The sequence below is a fragment of the Neisseria sp. HMSC070F02 genome (genome assembly GCF_001814225.1).
Classification (GTDB): domain Bacteria; phylum Pseudomonadota; class Gammaproteobacteria; order Burkholderiales; family Neisseriaceae; genus Neisseria; species Neisseria meningitidis.
Genome location: NZ_KV815496.1, coordinates 18,734 through 25,896 on the forward strand (window position 1 = coordinate 18,734; position 7,163 = coordinate 25,896).

Genomic DNA, 7,163 nt, shown 5'->3' on the forward strand with positions numbered 1-7,163 from the left:
CGCCGTACTGGTTTAAATTTAATCCACTATAAATTATGTCGGAAACATTCCAAAGGCGGTGCAGTTTCGGCATATAATTCGGGCAAACGCCTGTTCAGACGGCATTTTGTCTTTTCCAACCCTGACCGTTCAGGGTTCCGATTCTTAAGGAAATCCGATGTACCTACCCTCTATGAAGCATTCCCTGCCGCTGCTGGCGGCCCTGGTGCTTGCCGCGTGTTCTTCGACACACGCGCCCAGCAGCAAGACCCTGGCAGACAATATAGAAACTGCCGATCTTTCGGCAAGCGTTCCCACCCGCCCTGCCGAACCCGAAGGAAAAACGCTGGCAGATTACGGCGGCTACCCGTCCGCACTGGATGCAGTGAAACAGAAAAACGATGCCGTCGTCGCCGCCTATTTGGAAAACGCCGGCGACAGTGCGATGGCGGAAAATGTCCGCAACGAGTGGCTGAAGTCTTTGGGCGCACGCAGACAGTGGACGCTGTTTGCACAGGAATACGCCAAACTCGAACCGGCAGGGCGCGCCCAAGAAGTCGAATGCTACGCCGATTCGAGCCGCAACGACTATACGCGTGCCGCCGAACTGGTTAAAAATACGGGCAAACTGCCTTCGGGCTGCACCAAACTGTTGGAACAGGCAGCCGCATCCGGCTTGTTGGACGGCAACGACGCCTGGAGGCGCGTGCGCGGACTGCTGGCCGGCCGCCAAACCACAGACGCACGCAACCTTGCCGCCGCATTGGGCAGCCCGTTTGACGGCGGTACACAAGGTTCGCGCGAATACGCCCTGTTGAACGTCATCGGCAAAGAAGCACGCAAATCGCCGAATGCCGCCGCCCTGCTGTCCGAAATGGAAAGCGGTTTAAGCCTCGAACAACGCAGTTTCGCGTGGGGCGTATTGGGGCATTATCAGTCGCAAAACCTCAATGTGCCTGCCGCCTTGGACTATTACGGCAAAGTTGCCGACCGCCGCCAACTGACCGACGACCAAATCGAGTGGTACGCCCGCGCCGCCTTGCGCGCCCGACGTTGGGACGAGCTGGCTTCCGTAATCTCGCATATGCCCGAAAAACTGCAAAAAAGCCCGACCTGGCTCTACTGGCTGGCACGCAGTCGCGCCGCAACGGGCAACACGCAAGAGGCGGAAAAACTTTACAAACAGGCGGCAGCGACGGGCAGGAATTTTTATGCGGTGCTGGCGGGGGAAGAGTTGGGGCGCAAAATCGATACGCGCAACAATGTGCCCGATGCCGGCAAAAACAGCGTCCTCCGTATGGCGGAAGACGGCGCGATTAAGCGCGCGCTGGTGCTGTTCCGAAACAGCCGAACCGCCGGCGATGCGAAAATGCGCCGTCAGGCTCAGGCGGAATGGCGTTTCGCCACACGCGGCTTCGATGAAGACAAGCTGCTGACCGCCGCGCAAACCGCGTTCGACCACGGTTTTTACGATATGGCGGTCAACAGCGCGGAACGCACCGACCGCAAACTCAACTACACCTTGCGCTACATTTCGCCGTTTAAAGACACGGTAATCCGCCACGCGCAAAATGTTAATGTCGATCCGGCGTGGGTTTACGGGCTGATTCGTCAGGAAAGCCGCTTCGTTATGGGCGCGCAATCCCGCGTAGGCGCGCAGGGGCTGATGCAGGTTATGCCTGCCACCGCGCGCGAAATCGCCGGCAAAATCGGTATGGATGCCGCACAACTTTACACCGCCGACGGCAATATCCGTATGGGGACGTGGTATATGGCGGACACCAAACGCCGCCTGCAAAACAACGAAGTCCTCGCCACCGCAGGCTATAACGCCGGTCCCGGCAGGGCGCGCCGATGGCAGGCGGACACGCCCCTCGAAGGCGCGGTATATGCCGAAACCATCCCGTTTTCCGAAACGCGCGACTATGTCAAAAAAGTGATGGCCAATGCCGCCTACTACGCCTCCCTCTTCGGCGCGCCGCACATCCCGCTCAAACAGCGTATGGGCATTGTCCCCGCCCGCTGACGTACCGATGCCGTCTGAAACCCGCCCGGTCTTTCAGACGGCATTTTTATCCCGAACGGCATTGACGGCGAACCATAAATATAAGACAATCCGAAAATTGTTTTTCCTGCTTTTTCAAGCAGCTTGACACGGCACAAGCCGACCCGTTAGGAGGTGATGTTTCCGTCACGGCGCGTATCCCGCCGCCGCAAGGCACAGCGATACGGTAAACCTTCAACACCGTCTGCCCTACCCTTTCCACCGATATGATGGGCAGATGAAACAACCGAATTTATTAAAGGAAATAAAATGCCTGCAATCCGCGTAAAAGAGAATGAACCATTTGAAGTCGCTATGCGCCGTTTCAAACGCGCCGTAGAAAAAACCGGCCTGCTGACCGAGCTGCGCGCCCGCGAAGCCTACGAAAAACCGACTACCGAACGCAAACGCAAAAAAGCGGCAGCCGTAAAACGCCTGCAAAAACGCCTGCGCAGCCAACAACTGCCGCCCAAAATGTACTAAACGTTCAAGTACAGATTACAGGTCAGCCCTGTGATATGAGGACACACCGCAAGACCTGCTCTGCGGTGTGTTTTGCTTTTCAGACGGCATCGAAACCCGCCGTTTCTATCCGACATCCCAGCGAGGACATTATGAGCCTGAAAATCCGCCTTACCGAAGACATGAAAACCGCGATGCGCGCCAAAGACCAAGTTTCCCTCGGCACCATCCGCCTCATCAACGCCGCCGTCAAACAGTTTGAAGTGGACGAACGCACCGAAGCCGACGATGCCAAAATCACCGCCATCCTGACCAAAATGGTCAAACAGCGAAAAGACAGCGCGAAAATCTACACTGAAGCCGGCCGTCAGGATTTGGCAGACAAAGAAAACGCCGAAATCGAGGTACTGCACCGCTACCTTCCCCAAATGCTCTCCGCCGGGGAAATCCGTACTGCGGTCGATGCCGCCGTTGCCGAAACCGGCGCGGCAGGTATGGCGGATATGGGCAAAGTGATGGGCGTATTGAAAACCCGACTTGCCGGCAAAGCCGATATGGGCGAAGTCAACAAAATCCTGAAAGCCGTGCTGACCGCCTGATTGTATGAATATAAGGAAAAATGCCGTCTGAACCCCATATCGCAGGTTCAGACGGCATTTTCAATGTCCCAATATCGAATCGGCAGGGGCAACACGGTTTCGATACACCGAAACGGGTTTTGCCGATAAACGGATTCCGTTTGCGCCCCATCGGACAAAATGCCGTCTGAAACACGATTCCGTTCAGACGGCATAGATTTATTTGACCAATTTCAAGCCTTTTTTGGCGGGCCGGGGCGCGGTTTCGGCAGAGGTGTTTTCAGGCGGCGTGTCGGGGCGATACGCTTCCAATTCAAACCCCATACCTTCGCCGGTCTCCCGTGCGAAAAGGCTGAGGACGTGTCCGACAGGTATCCATATATCGTGCGCCTGTCCGCCGAAGCGGGCGGAAAAACTGATCCAATCGTTGTCGATTTGAAGGTTTTGCGTGGCGGTCGCGCCGATGTTGAGCATAATTTCGTTGTCGCGGACATACTGCATAGGAACGCGCGTGTGTTCGTTGACCCAGACGAGGATATGCGGCGTGAGGCTGTTGTCGCTGCACCATTCGCAAAGTGCGCGGAGGATATAGGGTTTGGTGGAAGTAGTCATAATGCTCCCCATAATGTGCCTGAATATAGAAATGCCTGAAACCGTCAGGTTTTACAGGCATTTCAAACTTATTTGCGCATGGCTTTTTCGGCGGGTGTCAGTGCTTCGATAAAGGCTTCGCGCTGGAAGATGCGCTCGGCGTATTTGAGCAGCGGCGCGGCACTTTTGCCCAGTTTGACATCGTAGTGGTCGAGCCGCCACAGCAGCGGAGCAAGGGCGACATCAATCATAGAAAAATCTTCGCCGAGGATGTATTTGCTTTTGCTGAACGAAGGGGCAAGCATGGTCAGACCGTTGCCGATGGCTTCGCGCGCTTTTGCCTGTTCCTTGTTGGTGGCGGCGGGGTTTTCCAAAACTTGGACGTGGTTGAACAATTCTTTTTCCATACGGTACAGCACCAGCCGGCCCCTGCCGCGCATAACGGGATCGCCGGGCATAAGCTGCGGATGGGGGAAGCGTTCGTCGATGTATTCGTTGATGATGTTGGACTCGTGCAGCACCAAATCGCGTTCGACCAGCACAGGGACTTGGTTATACGGGTTCATGACGGCGAGGTCTTCGGGTTTGTTGTAAATATCGACGTCTTTGATTTCAAAATCCATACCTTTTTCGTACAAAACGAAACGGCAGCGGTGGCTGAAGGGGCAGGTAATGCCGGAATAGAGGGTCATCATAATAATTGTCGCTCCTGTGTGATGCCTGTAAAACGGCTGATTTATAGTGGATTAACAAAAACCAGTACGGCGTTGCCTCGCCTTAGCTCAAAGAGAACGATTCTCTAAGGTGCTGAAGCACCAAGTGAGTCGGTTCCGTACCATCTGTACTGTCTGCGGCTTCGTCGCCTTGTCCTGATTTAAATTTAATCCACTATATAAGGGTTTAATCGCGCAATTATACGCGATTTCCGGCACTTAATCCAGAAATTCGGCTCAATCTGTTGTTTTTTATATATTTTCCCCGATTTTCCGTATCAGTGCGAACTTACTGTCTTTGTTGCGCGGACGCGCACCCTGCCAAACCGTCTGCCAGCCTTGCGGCGCATCCGCATTTTGGGGCAGGAGGACGATGCGGTAGCGGCATTGTACATCGCCGACGCGGTGCGGCAATGTGCCGTACTGCGTCCAAACAATCCGCGTGTGCAGGTCGCCGCCGCCTATGCCGATACACTCGATGCCGTCTGAAAGCTCCCGTTTCAATTCCGGGGAAAGCGATGCCTCCATACTCCGGACGACCGGCGCGTGGCTTTTCGCCGCGTCCAGCCACGGCAGGAACAGCGTCATCAGCAAAGCCCAGGTCAGGGTAACGCCTGCCGCCCAGTTGGTAACCGCCTGCCTGCCGCGTATGTTTTTCCGGGTAATCGCCCACAGCCACAAGGGTGTGAACAGTACGGCAACCGCCATCGGAATAGGATCGATATCAGGAACATAATACGGGCTGAAATAGGCGGCACGTTCGGCAAGCTTGGCGGGCCAGCCGTAATTCATCGCAAAAAAGCCCGTCCACAGGAACACGGCAAACAGTCCGAACGCCATAATGCCGAACCAGTTGACAAACGCCGCCGCGCCGCGCCTCAGGCTGTCCAGTTGCGCCGCGCCGAACAGGGCAAGCGGTGGCAGCAGCCAGACGAGGTTGTCCTGAAAACGCTGCGGATTGGCGGCAAGCAGCACCAAAACGGCAACCATCCACACAACGCCCAAAATCCCCCAATCGGTCGAAAACAGACGCGTGCGGCATACCGTCCAAACCGCCAGCGGCAGCGCAGGCAATGCAAACCAAAGCAGGTTTTTCAGATAGTAAAACAAACTGAATGCCGTCTGAACGTGCCGCACGCCGCCGAACGTACCGAAAACGTGATCGTCGAGCCATTGCGCGAACAGCGCGGGCTGCGTTTTTGCCAAGAGCAGCGGGTAAACGGTCATAAGCGGCAGGGCAAAGGCAAGTGAGGCGACTGCCGTCAACATCAAACGCCTGCTTTGCCACGGACGGAAAAACATCAGTACGGGCAAGGGCAGCATCAGGGCAAATGCTGCCGGATAAGCTGCTGCCAACGACATCAGCGTCCAGCCCGTACCGAGCAGAAAAGAGGCGGCAATCACGCGCCGGCGAGCCAAAGAATAACCGTGCAGCACCAGTCCGGCGGCGGCAAAGGCGGCGGCGGCGGGATTGAGGAAATGGGCAACTGGAATCAGCCCGATACAGCCGATGAGAATCAGGACGACGCTGCGCCCGTGGTGTCTGCCCAAAAAGTTGAAACCGGCAAAGCCGCAGGAAGTCAGTCCGACAACGGCGAAAAACACGCCGGCAAAGCGTGCGGCATCATACGGGTCGGCTGCCCACGGCGACAGCAAATGTTTGAACGCGGCGGCAACCCAAAGATACACGGGCGGTATGCCGAAATCGGTTTGACCGAACAGATGGGCAACCAAAGGGGTGGGGCTGCCTGCCAGTGCTTCGACGGCGGTATAGACGGCAGGTTCGGCAGGATTCCATAAATCATGTGAAAATACACCCGGCCACAACCAGGCAAACGCCATCAACAGCAGCAGCCACGGTTTTTCGTGGGTTTTGGCGGGCGGGCGGGCATCGGGCGGGGTATAGGTCAGCATAAGTGTGAGAAGAAATGGACGGATTGCCAAGTGTAGCAAATATTCGCACAAAGGTCGTGCAGAGACTGCTTCAGACGGCATCAGACACAAAAAGACCGGCAACAAAAAAGACTGCACATGGCAGTCTTTGCAGATACTATCTTTTTCATAATATTTTTTCCTGGCCCGACACAGTCCATAGCATATCAAAACTGTTGTTTTCAATCAGGATATATACCCCCAATCCCAAATAAACAACAGCAACAAACCATCTGCTATATTTTTCCAAAGTTTCTCCAACAGAAGGGACTTGTGCTAATTTTTGGGCAGAAAAAACCAAGAGATAAATCATGACTAGAAAGGTAAGTAAAGCCACTATCAAATTCGCTAAATTTAAGGTAGTAAAATATGGGACAAAGACACCAATATTGTCAGCACCACAACTTGCAAAAGTAATCATAGCGACTAGAAAAATCAGGTTTTTATTATCTTTGCGCAAACCCTCTTTGGCAATAGCCTCTCCATCAGAATCCCCTAAAAGCAAAACTTTGAGGCCTAGGAAAATCGGAATCAAGCCGAGCAAACCTAAAATCTCTTTACTAGGAATATAATCTAAGACAAATGCAAAAAGCAAACTTAGCAATATCAGGCTAACAGAGCCTAGAAATTGTCCTAAATAGATGTTAATGATGTCTTTTCTGCTTTTTCTTTTGGCAAAAAATAACATTAGGATAATAAGTAAGTCTACGGCTGTCCCAGAATACAGGATTATTGAAGTAACGACATTTTGAATCATAAAACATCTCATTCAAATATATTTTTGAATGTATTCAAACATTAAACCTTGTAGATGTCAACTTCAACCCCGTCAAAATATAGTGGATTAACAAAAACCAGTACGGC

8 protein-coding genes are annotated in these 7,163 nt (G+C 53.7%); 4 read left to right on the top strand and 4 right to left on the bottom strand.

Annotated elements, in window-relative coordinates; translation table 11 throughout:
* Positions 1 to 157: 157 nt before the first annotated feature.
* The 4 genes from ltgA (at position 158) to HMPREF2959_RS12675 (ending at position 3,254) form a co-directional block, all read left to right on the top strand.
* Positions 158 to 2,005: a lytic transglycosylase LtgA gene (gene ltgA / locus HMPREF2959_RS10070; RefSeq protein WP_070696748.1), complete on the top strand. Its 1,848-nt coding sequence runs from the start codon at positions 158 to 160 to the stop codon at positions 2,003 to 2,005.
* Between the two features lie 288 nt (positions 2,006 to 2,293).
* The gene (gene rpsU / locus HMPREF2959_RS10075) at positions 2,294 to 2,506 is read left to right on the top strand and encodes a 30S ribosomal protein S21 (protein ID WP_002214819.1); all 213 of its coding nucleotides are present in this window, start codon (positions 2,294 to 2,296) and stop codon (positions 2,504 to 2,506) included.
* Positions 2,507 to 2,637: 131 nt separating this feature from the next.
* Positions 2,638 to 3,084 (top strand): GatB/YqeY domain-containing protein, encoded by a 447-nt coding sequence (locus HMPREF2959_RS10080; RefSeq protein ID WP_002234204.1) that lies wholly within the window; start codon positions 2,638 to 2,640, stop codon positions 3,082 to 3,084.
* 20 nt (positions 3,085 to 3,104) lie between these two features.
* Positions 3,105 to 3,254 (top strand): hypothetical protein, encoded by a 150-nt coding sequence (locus HMPREF2959_RS12675; RefSeq protein ID WP_168165461.1) that lies wholly within the window; start codon positions 3,105 to 3,107, stop codon positions 3,252 to 3,254.
* Positions 3,255 to 3,282: 28 nt separating this feature from the next.
* On the opposite strand, the gene HMPREF2959_RS10090 is transcribed toward HMPREF2959_RS12675, so the two are convergent.
* The 4 genes from HMPREF2959_RS10090 to HMPREF2959_RS10105 form a co-directional block, all read right to left on the bottom strand.
* Positions 3,283 to 3,675 carry a ClpXP protease specificity-enhancing factor gene (locus HMPREF2959_RS10090; protein ID WP_070696753.1) on the bottom strand — a complete coding sequence of 131 codons (393 nt, stop codon included), beginning with the start codon at positions 3,673 to 3,675 and terminating at the stop codon, positions 3,283 to 3,285.
* 68 nt (positions 3,676 to 3,743) lie between these two features.
* Entirely contained in the window at positions 3,744 to 4,349 is a 606-nt protein-coding gene (locus tag HMPREF2959_RS10095) for a glutathione S-transferase N-terminal domain-containing protein (RefSeq protein WP_002214825.1), read from the bottom strand.
* Between the two features lie 270 nt (positions 4,350 to 4,619).
* Positions 4,620 to 6,281 (bottom strand): ArnT family glycosyltransferase, encoded by a 1,662-nt coding sequence (locus HMPREF2959_RS10100; RefSeq protein ID WP_002256962.1) that lies wholly within the window; start codon positions 6,279 to 6,281, stop codon positions 4,620 to 4,622.
* Between the two features lie 145 nt (positions 6,282 to 6,426).
* Complete coding sequence (locus tag HMPREF2959_RS10105; protein ID WP_002214827.1) at positions 6,427 to 7,056, bottom strand: CadD family cadmium resistance transporter; 630 nt, start codon at positions 7,054 to 7,056, stop codon at positions 6,427 to 6,429.
* Between the last annotated feature and the right edge of the window lie 107 nt (positions 7,057 to 7,163).

Coding starts and splice junctions, on each gene's coding strand:
- ltgA (WP_070696748.1), top strand. CDS start 158: ATGTACCTACCCTCTATGAAGCATTCCCTGCCGCTGCTGGCGGCCCTG.
- rpsU (WP_002214819.1), top strand. CDS start 2,294: ATGCCTGCAATCCGCGTAAAAGAGAATGAACCATTTGAAGTCGCTATG.
- HMPREF2959_RS10080 (WP_002234204.1), top strand. CDS start 2,638: ATGAGCCTGAAAATCCGCCTTACCGAAGACATGAAAACCGCGATGCGC.
- HMPREF2959_RS12675 (WP_168165461.1), top strand. CDS start 3,105: ATGCCGTCTGAACCCCATATCGCAGGTTCAGACGGCATTTTCAATGTC.
- HMPREF2959_RS10090 (WP_070696753.1), bottom strand. CDS start 3,675: ATGACTACTTCCACCAAACCCTATATCCTCCGCGCACTTTGCGAATGG.
- HMPREF2959_RS10095 (WP_002214825.1), bottom strand. CDS start 4,349: ATGATGACCCTCTATTCCGGCATTACCTGCCCCTTCAGCCACCGCTGC.
- HMPREF2959_RS10100 (WP_002256962.1), bottom strand. CDS start 6,281: ATGCTGACCTATACCCCGCCCGATGCCCGCCCGCCCGCCAAAACCCAC.
- HMPREF2959_RS10105 (WP_002214827.1), bottom strand. CDS start 7,056: ATGATTCAAAATGTCGTTACTTCAATAATCCTGTATTCTGGGACAGCC.